This window comes from Undibacterium sp. Ji22W, assembly GCF_049340305.1.
GTDB lineage: Bacteria > Pseudomonadota > Gammaproteobacteria > Burkholderiales > Burkholderiaceae_D > Undibacterium.
In genome coordinates, this window is the sequence record NZ_JBMPOU010000001.1 from 1,283,673 (window position 1) to 1,301,095 (window position 17,423).

The 17,423-nt window shown below is 45.2% G+C and carries 11 protein-coding genes; 8 read left to right on the forward strand and 3 right to left on the reverse strand.

Features of this window, described 5'->3' with window-relative positions; genetic code table 11:
• The first annotated feature begins 130 nt into the window (after positions 1-130).
• The 6 genes from ACO0KW_RS05490 to ACO0KW_RS05515 all read left to right on the forward strand — a co-directional run bounded on the left by ACO0KW_RS05490 (position 131) and on the right by ACO0KW_RS05515 (position 7,895).
• Positions 131-2,986 carry a 2-oxoglutarate dehydrogenase E1 component gene (locus ACO0KW_RS05490; protein ID WP_423051397.1) on the forward strand — a complete coding sequence of 952 codons (2,856 nt, stop codon included), beginning with the start codon at positions 131-133 and terminating at the stop codon, positions 2,984-2,986.
• A 68-nt stretch (positions 2,987-3,054) separates the two neighbouring features.
• A complete protein-coding gene (odhB, locus tag ACO0KW_RS05495) occupies positions 3,055-4,299 on the forward strand; it encodes a 2-oxoglutarate dehydrogenase complex dihydrolipoyllysine-residue succinyltransferase (RefSeq protein ID WP_423051399.1) in 1,245 nt (414 codons plus the stop codon).
• A 27-nt stretch (positions 4,300-4,326) separates the two neighbouring features.
• Complete coding sequence (locus ACO0KW_RS05500; RefSeq protein WP_423051401.1) at positions 4,327-4,665, forward strand: PspC domain-containing protein; 339 nt, start codon at positions 4,327-4,329, stop codon at positions 4,663-4,665.
• Between the two features lie 99 nt (positions 4,666-4,764).
• Positions 4,765-6,192, forward strand: a complete 1,428-nt coding sequence (gene lpdA, locus ACO0KW_RS05505; protein ID WP_423051403.1) for a dihydrolipoyl dehydrogenase — start codon at positions 4,765-4,767, stop codon at positions 6,190-6,192.
• 142 nt (positions 6,193-6,334) lie between these two features.
• Positions 6,335-7,447: a cell division protein ZapE gene (gene zapE, locus ACO0KW_RS05510; protein ID WP_423051405.1), complete on the forward strand. Its 1,113-nt coding sequence runs from the start codon at positions 6,335-6,337 to the stop codon at positions 7,445-7,447.
• A gap of 7 nt (positions 7,448-7,454) precedes the next feature.
• Positions 7,455-7,895, forward strand: coding sequence for a hypothetical protein (locus ACO0KW_RS05515; RefSeq protein ID WP_423051407.1), 441 nt, complete (start codon positions 7,455-7,457; stop codon positions 7,893-7,895).
• Here ACO0KW_RS05515 and ACO0KW_RS05520 read toward each other — a convergent pair.
• Entirely contained in the window at positions 7,892-9,058 is a 1,167-nt protein-coding gene (locus ACO0KW_RS05520; RefSeq protein ID WP_423051409.1) for a pyridoxal phosphate-dependent aminotransferase, read from the reverse strand. The genes ACO0KW_RS05515 and ACO0KW_RS05520 overlap by 4 nt on opposite strands.
• Positions 9,059-9,358: 300 nt before the next feature.
• Between ACO0KW_RS05520 and ACO0KW_RS05525 the strand changes: the two genes are divergently transcribed.
• Positions 9,359-14,443 carry a hypothetical protein gene (locus ACO0KW_RS05525; protein WP_423051411.1) on the forward strand — a complete coding sequence of 1,695 codons (5,085 nt, stop codon included), beginning with the start codon at positions 9,359-9,361 and terminating at the stop codon, positions 14,441-14,443.
• A gap of 153 nt (positions 14,444-14,596) precedes the next feature.
• On the opposite strand, the gene ACO0KW_RS05530 is transcribed toward ACO0KW_RS05525, so the two are convergent.
• Together ACO0KW_RS05530 and ompR are read right to left on the reverse strand one after the other, a co-directional pair.
• Positions 14,597-15,952: an ATP-binding protein gene (locus ACO0KW_RS05530; RefSeq protein ID WP_423051413.1), complete on the reverse strand. Its 1,356-nt coding sequence runs from the start codon at positions 15,950-15,952 to the stop codon at positions 14,597-14,599.
• A 72-nt stretch (positions 15,953-16,024) separates the two neighbouring features.
• Positions 16,025-16,750, reverse strand: coding sequence for a two-component system response regulator OmpR (gene ompR, locus ACO0KW_RS05535; protein WP_423051415.1), 726 nt, complete (start codon positions 16,748-16,750; stop codon positions 16,025-16,027).
• Positions 16,751-17,150: 400 nt separating this feature from the next.
• Here ompR and ACO0KW_RS05540 point away from each other — a divergent pair, with 400 nt between their 5' ends.
• Positions 17,151-17,375, forward strand: a complete 225-nt coding sequence (locus ACO0KW_RS05540; protein ID WP_423051417.1) for a hypothetical protein — start codon at positions 17,151-17,153, stop codon at positions 17,373-17,375.
• The last annotated feature ends 48 nt before the right edge of the window (positions 17,376-17,423 follow it).

The following is a 17,423-nucleotide window of genomic DNA, read 5'->3' on the forward strand; positions in this document are numbered from 1 at the left end:
GGGTTGAAAATAGAATTTCGAATGAGTCCTTCCCCACAACTTGATGTGCAATCCGCTAACCGGTCAGGCCGTGTCGCGGAAGGTTAGATTAACCCGCTAATCTCGCGAAGCGCGAAGAAAGGTGAGCAATATGATGCAACAATATAACGCTAACTCGTATCTGTTCGGCGGCAATGCGCCGTATGTTGAAGAACTATATGAAGCGTATCTAAACAATCCTGGCTCAGTGCCAGATAATTGGCGTGCGTATTTCGACGCCATGCAACACGTTCCTGCTGTTGATGGTTCCGCCAAGCCTGACGTCGCACATGCGCCAGTCATCGCTTCGTTTGCCGAACGCGCAAAACAAGGCCCAATCCGAACTGTAAGTGCTGCTGGTGATGCTGAAATGGGACGCAAGCGCGTTGCTGCTCAACAGTTAATCGCTGCTTACCGCTTTTTAGGTAGCCGTTGGGCAAATCTAGATCCATTACAGCGCCAAGAGCGTCCACCATTGCCAGAGTTAGAACCAAGTTTTTATGGTTTTACAGACGCTGATATGGACACTCAGTTTAATATTAGCAACACCTATTTCGGAGCAGAGACTGCGTCTTTACGCGACTTGCTCAATTCTTTGCGCGATACGTATTGCCGTTCTATCGGTGCAGAGTTTATGTATATCGGTGATCCAGCAGAAAAACGCTGGATGCAAGAAAAACTTGAATCTATTCGCTCTACACCAAATTTTACTGCTGAGAAGAAAAAACACATTCTCGATCGTCTGACGGCGGCAGAAGGCTTGGAACGTTATCTACATACACGCTATGTTGGTCAAAAACGTTTCTCTCTCGAAGGTGGTGAAAGCTTCATCGCTTCGATTGATGAAACTATTCAACGCGCGGGTGAACGGGGCGTGGAAGAAATCGTTATCGGTATGGCGCATCGCGGTCGTTTGAACGTGTTGGTCAATACCTTGGGTAAAATGCCACAAGATTTGTTTGCTGAATTTGAAGGTAAACACGGTGATGATTTGCCAGCGGGTGACGTTAAGTACCACCAAGGTTTCTCCTCTGATGTTTCAACCCCAGGTGGTCCAGTACATTTATCTTTAGCATTTAATCCATCCCATCTGGAAATCGTTAATCCAGTAGTAGAAGGTTCTGTTAAAGCACGTATGGAGCGTCGCGGTGATAAAGATGGCGCGCAAGTGTTGCCAATTTTGGTTCACGGTGATGCGGCATTCGCAGGTCAAGGTGTCGTAATGGAAACCTTGAATCTAGCACAAACCCGTGGCTATGGTACAGGCGGCACAGTACATATCGTCATCAATAATCAGATCGGTTTTACAACGTCTGATCCACGTGACGCACGTTCAACTTTGTATTGCTCAGACGTGGTTAAGATGATCGAAGCGCCCGTTTTGCATGTCAATGCGGACGATCCTGAAGCAGTTGTGTTGGCGACGCAAATTGCGCTTGATTATCGTATGATTTTCAAGAAAGACGTTGTCGTCGATATTATCTGCTACCGTAAATTGGGTCATAACGAACAAGATACGCCAGCATTGACGCAACCATTGATGTACAAAAAAATCGCGCAGCATCCAGGCACACGTAAGATGTACGCGGATAAATTGGCGGCTCAAGGCACGATCGCCGCCGAAGCCGGTGATGAAATGGTGAAAGCCTTCCGCGATGCAATGGATGCAGGTAAGCTCACTGTTGATCCGGTGATTTCGAATTTCAAAAATAAATTTGCAGTGGACTGGATTCCATTCCTCAATAAGAAATGGACCGACGCGGCAGATACTGCCGTGCCAACCACAGAGTTGAAACGCCTTGCCGAACGCATTACACACATCCCGGCGGATTTCAAACCACATAGCTTAGTGGAAAAAGTCTTGGGTGACCGCGCAGCGATGGGTCGCGGTGAAATGAATTTGGACTGGGGTATGGGCGAACATTTAGCTTTCGCTTCCTTAGTATCTTCTGGTTACGCAATCCGTTTGACCGGTCAAGATGCTGGTCGCGGTACTTTTGTACACCGCCATGCGGTATTGCATGATCAAAAACGTGAACGTTGGGATGCCGGCACTTATATTCCTTTGCAAAATATCTCAGACAAACAAGCACCCTTCACTGTGATTGACTCTGTCCTATCAGAAGAAGCGGTTTTGGCTTTTGAATATGGTTACTCCAGCGCAGAACCAAATACTTTGACGATCTGGGAAGCACAATTCGGCGATTTCGCCAATGGTGCTCAGGTTGTTATCGATCAATTCATTAGCTCAGGCGAAGTGAAATGGGGTCGTGCTTGTGGTCTGGTCATGATGCTGCCGCATGGTTACGAAGGTCAGGGGCCAGAGCATTCTTCCGCTCGTCCTGAGCGTTTCTTGCAATTGTGTGCAGATAACAATATGCAAGTAGTACAGCCAACCACAGCGTCACAGATTTTCCATTTGTTGCGCCGCCAAATGATCCGTCAGTTCCGCAAACCTTTGGTTATCATGACGCCAAAATCTTTGTTGCGTAATAAAGATGCTGGCTCACCGTTGTCTGAATTGGCGAAGGGTAGCTTCCATACTGTGATCGGTGAAGTTGATGAATCTATCGATGCGAAGAAAGTGAAACGCGTAGTCGCTTGCTCCGGCAAGGTTTACTATGATCTGGTCAATGCTCGCAAAGAACGCGGTCAGTCTGATACGGCGATTATTCGCGTTGAGCAACTCTATCCTTTCCCACATAAGAGCTTCATCGCTGAACTGAAGAAGTTCCCAAATATGGTGGAATTGGTTTGGGCGCAAGATGAGCCACAAAATCAAGGTCCATGGTTCCAGATTCAACACAATATCTTTGAAAGTTTGGATGAAGGTCAGAAGCTCGCTTATGCAGGTCGCCCTGCAAGTGCATCGCCTGCTGTCGGTTACTACGACAAGCATTATGCACAACAGAAAGCATTGCTTGATGCAGCCTTTTCGAAACTTAAAGGCTACATTCTGACTAAATAATCTTAGGTGGTGCCGCTAATAAAAACGAAAGTGCGGCACCAAATAGACATCCTACACGGAGAAAAAACATGGCAATTATCGAAGTAAAAGTTCCTCAGTTATCTGAATCTGTCGCAGAAGCGACCTTGCTGACTTGGCATAAAAAAGTGGGCGAAGCAGTCACTCGCGATGAAAATCTGGTGGACGTAGAAACAGATAAAGTGGTGTTGGAATTGCCAGCACCAGCAGCAGGTGTTATCACGCAAATTATTAGCGGTGATGGCAGCACAGTGGTTGCAGGTCAAGTCATCGCAATGTTGGATACTGAAGCGTCCGCAGGTGCAGTCGCTAGTGCTCCGGCAGTTACCGCTGCGGTTGCTGCAACAGTCGCAGCTGCAACTAGCAGTTCAGCAGCAGGTATCGCGATGCCAGCTGCTGCAAAAATTTTAGCGGAAAACAATTTGACCGCTGGTGCAATTGACGGCACAGGCAAAGATGGTCGCGTTACTAAAGGTGATGCATTAGCAGCAGTCGCTAACAAAGGCGTACCAGCTGTTGCACCATTGGTTGCACCTGTTGCAGCAAAACCGGCAATGCAACAAGTGTCCGCGCCAGCAGTAGCAAATCTCGGTGACCGTCCAGAAGAACGTGTTCCTATGAGCCGTTTGCGTGCACGTATCGCTGAACGACTGGTGCAATCCCAGTCCACTAACGCGATTTTGACGACATTCAATGAAGTCAACATGGCGCCCGTGATGGACTTGCGTAACAAGTACAAAGACAAATTCGAAAAAGAACACGGCGTAAAATTAGGCTTCATGTCTTTCTTCGTCAAAGCTGCAGTTGCTGCATTGAAAAAATACCCGATTATCAATGCTTCCGTTGATGGCAATGACATCGTGTACCACGGCTATTTCGACATTGGCATTGCAGTCGGTTCACCACGCGGTTTAGTTGTGCCGATCTTGCGTAATGCAGATCAAATGTCTATCGCTGAAATCGAAAAGAAAATCGGCGAATTCGGTGCCAAAGCTAAAGACGGTAAGTTGACTTTGGATGACTTGACTGGTGGTACTTTCTCTATCTCCAATGGCGGTACTTTCGGCTCTATGTTGTCGACGCCGATCATCAATCCACCACAATCTGCTATTTTGGGCGTGCATGCGACCAAAGACCGCGCCGTGGTTGAAAATGGTCAAATCGTGATTCGTCCTATGAACTATCTGGCGATGTCTTACGATCACCGTATCATCGACGGTCGTGAAGCAGTTCTAGGTTTGGTCGCAATGAAAGAAGCACTGGAAGATCCGGCTCGTTTGTTGTTGGATCTGTAATTTCAATAATTACTATCACACCAAAATATGAATATTGCTGACGAAATTAAACGTCTGCACGAATTGCATCAGTCAGGCGCACTGACTGATGCAGAATTCGCTCAGGCTAAAGAGAAGTTACTTGCTTCATTTAATGCTAACGCCTCACAAGTAGGTGCCAACGGAGAAAATCCATTTGCGCATTTGAATCAATTGCGTCGTTCCAAAACCGATCAGTGGCTAGGTGGCGTATGTGGTGGCTTGGGCAAATTTACAGGGATGGAAACCTGGATCTGGCGCCTGATGTTTTTCCTGTTTGTCGCATGTTTTGGTTTCGGTGTTATCGCGTATTTGTTGGCCTGGATTTTTATTCCAGAGGAAGCATAATTCAGCAAAATTTTTGAGCGCCGGCAAGAGTCATCACGATTCGTTGCCGCGCTCATTTTTCATTTATTTTTATTTCAGCAAACCTGGCAAGGTAAGACTATGAGCAAACAATTTGATGTCGTCGTGATCGGCGGCGGTCCTGGCGGTTATATCGCCGCAATTCGTGCGGCACAATTGGGATTTTCCACTGCATGTATAGATGCATGGACCAACGAAAAGGGCGGTCCTGCACTTGGTGGCACTTGCACCAACGTAGGTTGTATTCCATCCAAAGCGTTGTTGCAATCTTCTGAACACTACGAACACGCTGGTCATGCATTTGCAGATCACGGTATCAATGTCAGTGGTTTGGAATTGGATGTTGCGAAAATGCTCAAACGCAAAGATACCATCGTTAAGCAAAATAACGATGGCATCGTTTATCTGTTTAAAAAGAATAAAGTCAGTTTCTTCCACGGTCACGGCTCTTTTGTCAAAGCGGCAGATGGCGGTTACGAAATCAAAGTCGCTGGCAAGGAAGAAGAAACCATTACAGGCAAACACATCGTTGTAGCCACTGGTTCGAATGCGCGTGCATTGCCAGGGGCAGCTTTTGACGAAGAGTTAATTCTGTCAAACGACGGCGCATTGAAAGTAGGCTCAGTACCGAAGAAACTCGGCGTGATCGGGGCTGGTGTGATTGGCTTGGAAATGGGCAGCGTATGGCGTCGGTGCGGTGCTGAAGTTACCGTATTGGAAGCATTGCCAACTTTCCTCGGTGCAGTCGATGAACAAATCGCTAAAGAAGCCTATAAACTCTTTGTGAAACAAGGCTTGTCCATTAACCTCGGCGTGAAAATCGGCGAAATCGTCAAAGGCGCAAATGATGTTACAGTCAATTACACAGACGACAAAGGCGCAGAACACAAAGCCGTTTTCGATAAACTGATTATTTCCATCGGTCGTACTCCAAACACCAATGGATTGAATGCTGAAGCAGTCGGCTTGGCGTTAGACGAACGTGGCTTCATTGCGGTTGATGGTGATTGCAAAACGAACTTGCCTAACGTATGGGCGGTTGGTGACGTGGTACGCGGTCCTATGTTGGCACACAAAGCAGAAGAAGAGGGCGTTGCTGTCGCAGAACGTATCGCTGGTCAACATGGTCATGTTAATTTCAATACGATTCCTTGGGTCATTTATACCTCACCAGAAATCGCTTGGGTTGGACGTACTGAGCAACAACTGAAGGCCGATGGCGTAGCATACAAAGCTGGCACTTTCCCTTTCATGGCGAATGGCCGTGCGCGCGCGTTAGGTGATACATCAGGTATGGTGAAATTCTTAGCCGATGCGACGACTGATGAAATTTTGGGCGTACACATCGTGGGTCCAATGGCTTCCGAGTTGATTTCTGAAGCAGTTGTGGCAATGGAATTCCGTGCGTCTGCCGAAGATATCGCACGTATCTGTCACGCGCATCCGTCATTATCGGAAGCGACGAAAGAAGCGGCACTCGCAGTGGATAAACGTTCTTTGAACTTCTGATCTGTAAGTTCATAGTCCTATGCAAGAAGCGGGGTAGATATGCAAGTGTCTATTCCGCTTTTAAGTTTTTGGTACATTTCAATTGAGTAATCGGTTCGCCGCCAAAAATTTACCACTATATTCTCATCACGATAGCCCAAGCATGAACGTTCACGAGTTTTATCAAGAAGCAATCGACAAGCGTGGCTTTCAAGTCGATGCCGCACAAAAACGTGCGGTAGATAGACTACAACAAGCGTATGACGATTGGGTAGCATATAAATCAAAACGTTCAAATCGCTTGGTGCGCTTGATCAGTCGACCAGAAGTCCCCCGAGGCGTGTACATGTGGGGCGGGGTAGGGCGTGGCAAATCGTTTTTGATGGATAGCTTTTACTCTGTCGTGCCGGTCGTTCGTAAGACCCGCTTACACTTCCATGAGTTTATGCGCGCAGTTCATCGAGAATTAGACGAGCTCAAAGGTGTAGCCGACCCTCTCAATGAAGTCGCAGCGCGTATCGCCAAGAAATATCGTTTGATTTGCTTTGACGAGTTTCATGTGTCTGATGTGGCAGATGCCATGCTGTTGTATAACTTGATGAAAGCGCTATTCGACAATGGTGTGTCTTTCGTCATGACTTCTAACTATCAGCCTGATACCTTATATCCCGATGGCCTGCATCGTGATCGTATGCTGCCGACAATAGCGTTGATCAAAGAGAAACTAGACGTCTTGAATGTCGACTCCGGCAACGACTACCGAAAGCGCGCACTCGAACAAGTGGACGCCTATTTGACGCCTCTTGGCGCCCAAACGGATCAGTTATTGCGTGACGCTTTTAGTCGATTGGCAGAGACGAAAGATGAAGATAATCACGTTGACATAGAAGGGCGTCGATTAAAATCCTTGCGTCGAGCGGGAACTACCATCTGGTTTGATTTCGCCACTTTATGCGGTGGGCCGCGCTCACAAAATGATTACCTCGAAATCGCCAGCCGTTTTCACACGGTGATTCTGTCATCAATACCGCAGATGTCGGCAGGTATGTCTTCTGAAGCACGCCGTTTTACTTGGCTAATTGATGTTTTTTATGATAATAAAGTGAAGCTAATTATGTCGGCCGAAGTGCCTCCGGAATTACTCTATATGCAAGGCACTTTATCGAATGAATTTCATCGAACTGTCTCACGTATTATCGAAATGCAATCACAAGAATATATGAATGCAGAGCAAAGAGAAATAGTCTCGATGCTCGATCATACACAAGCATATTAATAAAATTATGAAAATCGCCCAGCAAAAGTGTAGCGAAGTATGGCGGAAAGGGAGCAAATTAGCATTTGCATCTTTGTTCCTGATCGTTAGCTCTTCAGCGACAGCCGTCCAATCGCAGACAAACGCAGATAGCGACACAAATAAGGTGTCGATCGAAGTGATCGTTGCTGAATTGGACAAAGAATTTGCGCGAGGATCCATCGCAACAACGGCACTAGCAGAATTAGCACTGAATAAATTGGAACTTGTGCAGGTTCAAGTTCAAAGTCGTTTGCAGGCTAGAGAAGTCGCATGTCACGACGATTTTTTTACCAATTCCTGTTTGCTAGACGTGCGCCTCAAAAAGCGTCAATTACAAGAAATACTGCGTCAAATAAGTATAGAAGCCAAATCTTTCCTTCGACGATCACGTGTCGCTAAATCTCAAGAACCGGTAGACAAACCCTAAACTGTCAAAAGCCGCTCCAAGGCAGCATCTAAAGTCTTTTCTTGTTTTGCAAAACAGAAACGCACGAGCTTATTTTGGGTTTGTTCGCGATAAAACGCAGATACAGGAATTGTCGCTACGCCTATCTCTTGTGTCAACCAAGTGGCGAATTGGATTTCAGTTTCGTCTGAAATGGCGGAATAGTCGACGCATTGAAAGTAGGTTCCACTGACAGGTAAGAGTTCAAATCGGGAGCTCGCCAATTTGCGTCGAAAATAATCACGCTTTTGTTGGTAAAAATCCGGCAAATTTAAGTGGTGGCTAGGATCTTGCATGTAGTTGGCAATGCCTAGCTGCATCGGTGTATTAACTGTAAATACATTGAATTGATGTACTTTTCGAAATTCCGCAGTCAAAGCTTTAGGTGCCAAGACATAACCAATTTTCCATCCGGTCACATGGTAAGTTTTTCCAAAGCTGGAAATAATGAAGCTACGGCAAGCCAATTCCGGATAGGACGCGATCGACAAATGTAATTGACCATCAAACACCATATGCTCATAGACCTCGTCGGAGATGAGTAATATTTTGGTATTTCTAACCAAATTCGCCAAAATCTCAAAATCTTTCGGCGTTAATGTCATGCCAGTTGGATTGTGAGGAGAATTAATTAATATTAAACGTGTTTTTGCATTAATCTTAGACGCTAGCAAATCCCAATCGATAGAAAATTGTGCGTTTTTGAATTTCATACCAACCAACACTGGAATTCCACAGGCTAATTCTATCGTTGGTATATAGCTATCGTAGGCCGGTTCAATCACAATCACCTCATCGCCTGGGTGAACGCAAGCAAGAATGCTCGTCATAATCGCCTGTGTGGCACCGGCAGTCACGGTAATTTCGGCATCGGCATCATAAGTCGCATGGTATAAACCGGACACTTTTTCTGCGATCGCTTGCCTTAATACGGGGACGCCAGTCATCGGCGGATATTGATTGTGTCCGGCATGCATTGCTTGATACACATGTTCAATAAGTGCGCTATCACAATGAAAATCTGGGAAACCTTGCCCGAGATTGATGGCTTGATGGCTTTGCGCTAATGCGGACATGGTAGCGAAAATCGTTGTTTTAACTTTGGGTAATTTTGATTCAATCGAATAGTCGTTATTGATAATCATATCTGGCGTGCATAATTCGGCAGTAAAGTCGACAATTTTACTTTTAATTTCCGTACTTACGCGGGCTCCACTTAGATCTTCTCTTTATAAACTCATATTGTGCTCATATAGTCCTAGTCAAAAAATTTGGCGCACACCGACTATTTTCGATAAAGCACCGAATTGCGGGCTTTTTCCTGTTCTGCTTCTGACTTCGTTTTGAATTCATTCCTTGATAATTCAAGGTATAGAAATCTCAGTGTGCGGCTCCTAGCGAGACTCGTGTCGAGAATTTGGAATTACTCAACGATGAGGTGTGCAATGAATGACAATCAAATGATACTTAACCGACTCTCTATGGGCGCAATGGCAATTGACGACCATCACAATGAGACGTTCGATTTGGTCAATGATGACAGCCTTGCGTCTCACGCACGAATCGATATTAAGGGAATCCGTGCAGCCATCGCCAAAGTTGAAGCCGCCGAGGCGCAGATAGAAGATGAAACCAAATCTACGAAGCCTTCACTAGAAGTGGTTGAGGAACTAGCACTTGCCGAAATTCAGGAAATTGCAAATACAGAAGAACACAACTTGCTCAAGCAAGAAGCGAAATTTCAGGCTGGATTGCGTTTCAAGAATGAACAAGACGCGAAAAACTTGGTGATTGAACAAATCAAAATTGATACTCAACTTAATTTCAAAGCGAGAGTAGATGCGGAACAACTCGCCGTTGAGTCAGAAAATGCTAAACAATGGGCGGCTGAGCGTGCCGCAGCATCTTATGCTGCGAAACAAGAGGCCATAGAGCGTGCCAGAGTCGATGCTCGCATCGCTGAGCAAGCGAGGGAACGTGAACGCCAAGACCGCGAGGCTCGTTTAAATGCTGAATGTCTGGCCAGGGTCCGCAACGAATCGCAACAAATTAATCGTGAACGAGATCAGGCTGAAGCGATTGCCTTGGAAGTTTCTTTAAGCCGTACTCCACTAGAAATCAGAGCCCGTGAGGAAGCGCGCGGACGTGCCGTCTTAGAGCGCGAGTACGAAGCAATTGCGCAAGCCCGCGTTGATTCAGAAAAGCGAGCTGCAGACGCGATTCAACTCCGTTTACAAGCCGAAGAAGCCTTGTTGGCAGCAGCAAACCGTCGCGAGCAAGCCGAAAAAATAGCGGCAGAAGCTGCATTAGCCCGCAGTGAAGCAGAAGAAAAAATTCGCTATGCGACCGAATCACGGATTGAGGCAGAAAAAGAACTGCAATCAAAAGCCCTCATGCGGGTTGAAACCGAACAATATGCGGATGCCAACGCACGTGCACGATTAGAAGCGGAAGAGCAAGCTAACGAAGAGGCAAAACGTCGTCGCCAAGCAGAATTGGAAGCCACCCAAATGGCCAGACAGCGCCGCGAAGAAGAAGAGCGCGCTGAAAAATATGCAAAAGAAAAATCGACATTGGAACGCGAAGCAGTACAGTTAGCAAAAGAAAAAGCCGACGCAGAGCAGAAAGCGCTCGCCGCGATCGCGATGCAAACCGAATATCTCAAGCGCGCCAACCAAGCAGCGAACTCCAAGGCGAAAAGTGTCATTGAATTAGCCAAAGCAGAAAAACTGCGCGCTGAAGCAGAACAACGTGCGGCAAACGCTATTCAAGCCAAAGTTTTAGTTGAGAAAAAAGCGACTGAAGAGGCAGAGACAATCGCGAAAGTTGAAGAGACTCAGGTGGAAGTGTTGACCATGCAACATCAAGCCCAACAGGCAATTCGTATTGCGCAAGAAACGAAAGTTGTGGCTGAAAAAATTGCGCTGGAAAACACTGTTGAAAATGTCAAATTGGGTCAGCAATTGGCGATGATGGCGATTCAAAAGAACCAAGACACACAAGCATTGTTGGAAACCCAGCAAGCGCGTGTAGACGCTGAATGCCAAGCACTTGAATTGATTCAAGAGAAATTAATGCTGGAAAAACGCCGAGCTGAATCAGCGGAAAAGCTCCTGTTAGCGTCACAAGAAAAACTCGCTAGCGAGAAAGATGCAGAGCAAGCTGCCGTGGCACGCTTAAAGGCCGAAGAAGAAGCTATCGCATTAGCAGCGCAAAAAGAAGCGTTGGAACGTCAACAGCAACAAGCCTTAGAAGCAAGTACTGAGGCCGAACGTCGAGCCATAGAACAAGCGCAAGTGCAGGCAGAGTTGCAATGCAAGACCGCCGCACTGACACTATTGAAGGCGCGTCAGGTCATCGAAATGACTAAAGCTGAACAATTGCGTTTAGAAGCTGAACGCAATGCAGCGTTAGCGAATCAAGAAAAATTAGAAGCAGAACGTCAAGCCGCTGAGCAAGTATTAGCGCGTGCAAAAGCAGACCGTGAACATGCGCAGATGTTGTTCGCACGCCAGGAAAAAGAAAAGGAATCTAAGCTTGCGCGTCAGCAATTGCTGCAAGCTGAGCAACTGCGTTTACAGAAAATGACTGAGCATGCTGAGTTACAACGACAAACCGCGACAGTAGCCAAGTCCAAAGCAACTGAGGCGGTCGAATTAACTAAATTAATGCGCCAACGCGAGCAAGAAGAATTGCACAAATTGGCGTTGATTGAAGAGAAAAAAGCCATTGAGAAAGTATTGATCGCAGAAATTTCAGCAAAAGCGGCGGCCGAACAAAATGAAATTCGTTTAAATCAAGAACGCCTCGAATCTGAGCAAAAAATGCGTCAGATTGCGGAAGAAAAAGCGCATGCCGAAGAACAGCTACTCGCACAAAATCAAGAAAAAATTCATCTTGAGCATCAAATTAAGGAAGCCACAGAGTTACGTACTAAACGCGCATACGAACTGACAGAAATTGAAAAAACAAAGTTGCAAGCGCAGCAGACAGCCTTGAAAACATTAGAAGAAATTACCGTACTAGAACAACAACAAAAAGAAGCAGCTCAGCAAGAAGCACAATTGCAGCAACAACGCCTAGAGAAAGAAAGGGTGAGTGCAGCGGATACGAAAGAAAAATTGCTATTGGAAAAACAAAATGCGCAATTAGCTGAGGAGCGTGCCCGGATTGAATGCGAAGCGAAACGCTTAGAACAAGAAAAACTGCATGAAGAACAAGAATTACATGCAAAAGCGAGTGCCTATGCTGATTTACAAGATCATGCACGTCAAGTGCTGATTCAAAAGAAACAACGCATTGCACAGTTAGAAAAAGTAGCGCAAGAACGTTGTGCCGCTGACCAGGTATTACTGTCAACGACCAATGAAAAATTGGCATTGGAACAAATGGCACTGCAAACTCTGAGTGAGCAACAAATTCTTCAGCAAGAAGCATTGCGTAATGCCGCCATCAACGAAGCATCAACAAAACAAGCAAAGCGAGATGCTGAATTTGCCTTGAGTAAAGAGCTAGCTTTACATGAAGCACTTGCCGCAAATGCCGATGCACAAAATCTCTTCGCAAGTTTCATGCAAGAACGCGTGGAGCAAGAATTAAATTTACATCGATTGCATGAAGAACGCATAGCGAAGGAAAAAGAAGCGTTGAGTGCATTAGCTTTCTCGCAAACCGCAGAGAAAAATGCGATCGACGAAGCGGCCAAATTACAGGCGACTGAGGAAGAGAAAATGCGCCTGGCAATACAACGCCAAAAACAAGACGAACAAGCTCGTATAGAACTTGAAAAACTCATGCTTGAAGAAGCGAATTATTTGGCACTAGCCGAGAAAGAAGCTTGTGCACGTCTGCAAGCAAGCTCGTCTTTAGAGCAAAAAAATCAATCTCTGATCAACTCGATTACGATCGCGGAAGAAACCGCACGCATCGAAACGCAACTTAATGCGGAGATTCAACAAAAAATTGAAGATGAACAACGTGCTATGTTCGCACTGAATGAAAGATTGCGTATTGAGTCGATGCTGGCAGAAACTGAACGTCAACGTGCAGAGGATGAAGAACTGGCAAGCCAAATTACGCAAGCTAAATTTGCTACAGAAAACGCTTTATTACTCAGTTCACGTGAACACACTGCGGCACAGAAAACTGCACTCAATCTAGTTGAAGCACGTTTAGCACAAGCACAAGAATTGCAGCAGTTTGAAGATAACAGGGTCAAGTTCGAGACCCAGGAATTGCAAATACTGGAACAAAAAACGATCGCCGAAAAATACCTTGCCGATGAAACGCAAAAACGCATTGCGGTAGAGCAGGCCTACTTGCAAGAATGTGAACGCCGCGTGATGGCTGAACAGGAAGCTAGAATCGCGATTCAAAATCGTTTGGCCGCAGAAAACGAGGCCCGTGTTTTAGCTGAGCAGCAAACCCAACTAGAATATGAATTGACCGCAACAGCACAAGTGAATGCTAACCAATTATTGAGCTTACAGCAGGAACAGATGTCTCGTCTGGAATTCGAAACTGCTGCGGTAACTAAGGCACAAGAACAAGTATTAGTCGAGCAAGAATTGGCAGCCTTACATCAATCCACTTTGCTGGATATTGAAATGAAGCTAGAGGCAGAGACTCTCATTTTAGTCGAATCCCAACGCCGGGCTCAAATAGAACATCAAGCTTTGATGCAAGCTCAAGCGCGTTTAGAAGCAGAACGTCAGGCGGCATTGATTGAACAGCAAAAATTTGAAACAGAGTTAGCATTAACATTTGCGCTTAATGCAAAAGCCGATCAAGATGAAGTGCAATCCATTACAAATCAACAAAACCGTATGCAGCAAGAGCAGTTAGCTCAAATGGAAAACGGCAATGTAGAAGTAGAAAAACATATTGCTGCTTTATTGGCAGAACAAATTGTTGAGGCACAGACTTTACGCCAAATGAATGCAGAACGATTGGCACGAGAACAGCAAGCACAAACTTTGATGCAAGAACGTTTACAGCAAGAACAAAATGCCTTGGCTTTGGCTAATGCTAAGTGCGCTGAAGAACAAGCCTTGTTGGAAAAATCAGCGGCGCTCACAGCAAAATTGCAACACGAAGTGAAAATGCATAAAGAAATTCAAAAGGAAAATTCTATCGCTTTACAACAGCAGATCGAAGCGGAAAAACGTGCAGCAGAAGAATTGACTAAACAATTGTTAGATCGTTTGACGCTAGAGCAAGGTCATCACCAATTATGGTGTGATCGTGCTAAAGAGGTTTTGCAAGCCTCACCAGTACCGGTCGCGCTTGATTCATTGGCGATCACTAAGAAAAACCGTTCGTTGCGATCACCTGTTTTATTTAGTGTGTTGATGAGTATAGGCATGGTTGGTGCCGCAAGCTGGGGCATGTTGCAAGCGCAAGCAAGCAATATTTCTAGCGCTGGCATAGCCGCAAAAAAAGCGACTCCTCACAAAGTAGCTGCAGTCCAACAAGTCACCAATACAAAAGATGTCATGCGCATGACTTATCAATTGGAAAGCAAAAATTGACAGTGCATGGAATAGGACCGAGGCTAGGAAACTAGCATTTGACACCAAGATTTATCTGGTCATTTCTCAGTATTTTTAAACCAAAAAAAACAAGCCGCAAGCCTTTAAATCAGGCATTTTGCGGCTTCTTTTATGTGCGAACAAATGATGAAGTTATCTGAGTTCGATATGAATTTCTAAGCCACCAGACTCGTGATTGTGAATATGAATACTGCCACCATGACGCTTCACAATACGGTCGACAATCGCCAAACCTAGCCCCGAACCATTTGCCTGGCTACGTGCTACATCACCGCGTGTGAATGGACGTAATAGTCGTGGAATTTCAGATTCAGTAATCCCCGGACCAAAGTCGCGGAATCGTATTGATGCCCCTGATTGAACATCGGACGTAAGGGAGAAGCATTCAATTTGTAAGCTTAGTTGTTGCGTTTCTTGATTGCGTCCATAACGCAAGGCGTTTTGGATGATATTACTCAACATACGTTTAATCTCAATCTCTATTCCTGTGACATAAACGTTGGGTGTGATCTGCGCTTCGATGACAGTGCTTTGATCGCGCCCGAGGTCGAACAGTAAATGTTCCATCAATATGCTCAGGTTAAAGCTACTGAAAGTGGATTCATGTAGCGGTTTCGCGTAATCAAGAAATTGTTGAATAATGCTATCCATTTGATGTAGATCAGTTTGCATTGATTCCTTGGTATGCTGATCCAGATGTGCCATCTCCAATTCTAATTGCAGGCGAGTTAGCGGCGTTCTTAAGTCATGTGAAATACCAGCGAGAATGACGGTGCGATCTGATTCTATACGAGCAAGATCATTTACCATTTGATTAAAACTACTATTCGTTTCACGAATTTCTCTTGGCCCTGTTTCCTGTAGAGGCTCAGGATGATTTCCCCTTGCCAATTGGCGAGCAGCAGCGCTTAAGTCTGACAACGGAGCATTAATACGCCTTGAAATTAAGGCGGCGGCGATCAATGCCAACACCAAACTAGTGGCAGCCCAACTTGCTATTTGCCAACCGATTTCGGTCTGTAATCGGTCTTGTTCAAGACGTAACCAAAAAAAATCATCGTCAATTTTGAAGCTAACCCAAAAGCCTTCTTCGCCATTCACGCTCTTAGCAAATCGTGTTTCTTTCCCTAGTTTTAATTGAACCAATCGCCTTAGTTCAGTCAGCATAGGATTTTCCGTTAATGCGTCGATTTGATCCGTCTCTTCTAAGAGATAAATTCGAATACCTTCATTGCGCGCCAAGTCAATCAGTAATTCTTTACGACGCTCTTCAGCAGAATGCGTCAAAGCCGCACTAGTAATAGTAACAATGGAGACAATTTGATTCGAAAGCTGCTGTGCACGCGGCTTTCGATCTAATAATTTAATACTGACGAACCATATCGTCATACTCGCAGTAACCAATAACGCCAAAAGGAAAAAAGTACGCCAAAATAGGCCGCTTTGGATCCATGCCAAACGTCGTAAATAGTTATACATTAGTCCCATCAATACTCAAAAATAGCTGAATTGTCTCGTTTGAAATTTGGTTGGTGCAGTGTCCGTTGAATGAATCAATGCCTAGTTAGTTTGTCCATCGGGAATGAATACATAACCCAATCCCCAAACGGTTTGTATGTATTGTGGATTAGTCGGATCCACTTCGATTAATTTCCGCAGGCGAGAAATTTGCACATCTAAACTGCGATCAAACACTTCATATTCACGTCCTCGCGCCAACTCCATGAGTTTCTCACGTGAGAGCGGGTGGCGGGCATGGCGCGCGAATACTTTAAGGACTGAGAATTCACCAGTGGTCAAGTTGATGTGCTCTCCTTTTTTCTTCAAGTGTCGCGTAGATAAATCCAAGGTAAATTCGCCAAATTGAAAGACCTGACCATGCTCTGCAGGTGCGCCCGGTGCTTCTTCAGGAATACGTCTTCTTAAAACTGCATGGATTCTTGCCACCAACTCACGTGGATTGAATGGTTTCGGAAGGTAATCATCTGCCCCCATTTCCAAGCCAATAATCCTATCGACTTCTTCGCCTTTTGCGGTCAACATAATAATCGGCGTTAGATCGCCACCACCGCGTAGTCGACGACAAATAGATAAACCATCTTCACCAGGCAACATCAAATCAAGTACTAACAAATCGTAACGTTCACGGATCCACAATTTATTCATCGCTTGTGCGTTTTCTGCCACGACGACCTGAAAACCCTGCTCACTTAAGTAGCGACGCAACAGATCACGTAAACGTAAGTCATCATCCAATACTAAAATCTTGGCCTTAGTTTCAATCATCGTTTCTCCCGCTATCCGCCATTGAAAAAAGTCTCATCTTACTGCCAAATTGATGTGCGTTCTTTTACTGTTATTGAAGATTACAAACTGTTACAGTGCTTACAGAATATTCCTATCAAATAGATTAGTAGTCATTTACACTATGAATACGCTACAAATTAAATTTTGCCTAGAGTTGTGATTTTTTTGCAGCTTGTCATTCGTTGAAATTTTCAATAATTAAAGTGTTCATCTTGAACCATGTGGAAGGATAGTTGTGAATCACTTGAAGTGCGCATTTTGCCTACTGGCATTTTCATCAATACTTGGTATAAGTGTTGATGCCTTTGCGCAACATCAGCAAAATTCTGATGCACGTCAAAATTTAGATAAACGTCGATTTCAATTTCAGGAATTTCGCATGAATCGTCGGCTAGAACGTCAAGCCGACAACCAGACCGGAGCGGGAAATGAGCAGGAGGCTGCGTCACGTAAGGATTCGTCTTCGTCGATGCCTGTTAGTAACAAAGAAGAAAAAGCAAACGCCAAGTTTAATCGATTAAGTCCGGAGGAAAGAATCGCGTTACGACGTCAAATTCGGGAAGCCAGGCAAGATATCTACTTGCGTCGGCAAGAGAAAAACTAAGTTCACTTATCCTGAGTACTTCTTTGGTAAGTGTCAACTTGTCTTTTT